This is a genomic window from Gordonia sputi NBRC 100414, from assembly GCF_000248055.1.
Taxonomy (GTDB): Bacteria; Actinomycetota; Actinomycetes; order Mycobacteriales; family Mycobacteriaceae; genus Gordonia; species Gordonia sputi.
The window spans coordinates 1-1,107 of sequence record NZ_BAFC01000124.1 but is presented as its reverse complement, the minus strand read 5'-3'; the positions used below and the strand labels follow the sequence as shown (position 1 = coordinate 1,107).

The 1,107-nt window shown below is 61.9% G+C and carries 1 pseudogene and 1 other annotated feature; the pseudogene reads left to right on the top strand.

The features are described 5' to 3' along the window. Positions 1-1,075: pseudogene (locus tag GOSPT_RS20685) on the top strand (IS3 family transposase); the annotation flags it as partial. Further along, positions 113-244: a sequence feature (AL1L pseudoknot), on the top strand. (Overlaps the previous pseudogene by 132 nt.) Positions 1,076-1,107 lie beyond the last annotated feature (32 nt).

Here is a 1,107-nt window from a genome sequence, read left to right as displayed (position 1 = left end):
ATATCGATGACGGACACACCCCCGGTGTCACCACCACAGAGGCCACCAGGGTCAAAGAGCTCGAACAAGAAGTCCGAGAGCTCAAGCGAGCCAACGAGATACTGAAACGAGCAGCGTCTTTCTTCGGGGCGGAGCTCGACCGCCAACACAAGAAGTAGTCACGTTCATCGATGATCAGCGGGCAGAATTCGGGGTTGAGCCCATCCTCGCCGTCCTGCGCAGCGCAGGTGTGCGGATGGCCCCGAGTACCTACTACGACATCAAGAGCCGCCGCCCCTCGGCGCGGTCGCAACGTGACGCTGTCCTCGCCCCTGCGCTACGACAGCTGTGGGAAGACAACTACCGGGTCTACGGTGCTCGCAAGCTATGGAAAGCTGCGCGTCGCGCTGGACACGATATCGGTCGTGACCAGGTTGTTCGACTGATGCACGCACTCGGAATCGAAGGCGCGCGGCGCGGCCGGCGGGTCCGCACGACCCGCCCCGATTCCTCGATGCCGCGCCACCCGGATCTGGTCAAACGGGAGTTCACCGCGACTACACCGAATCAACTGTGGGTCACCGATCTGACCTATGTCCCGACGTGGTCGGGCGTGGCGTACGTGTGTTTTATCATCGACGCCTACTCGCGGATGATCGTGGGGTGGCGAGTGGCCTCGCATATGAGGACTGCGATGGTCCTCGATGCGATCGGGATGGCCCGATGGAATCGGGGAAACATGTTGCCGGGCTTACGGTGTCACTCTGATGCGGGCGCGCAATTCACCTCCGTGCGTTACGGGGAACGTCTCGCCGAGATCGGGGCGACACCCTCGATCGGGACCGTGGGAGACAGTTACGATAACGCTCTGGCCGAGACGGTGAACGGCTACTACAAAGCGGAATTAATTTACGGACCCGCCCGCACCGGTCCATGGAAAACGGTCGACGACGTCGAACTGGCGACCCTGGGCTGGGTGCACTGGCACAACACCGAACGCCTCCACGGCTATCTCGGCAACATCCCACCCGTCGAGTTCGAAACCATCATCTACGATCAGTCACGGGCCGACCAACACCGGGTCGGAATCCCATAACCCGAGCCTCCGGGAAACCCAGGGCGCATCAC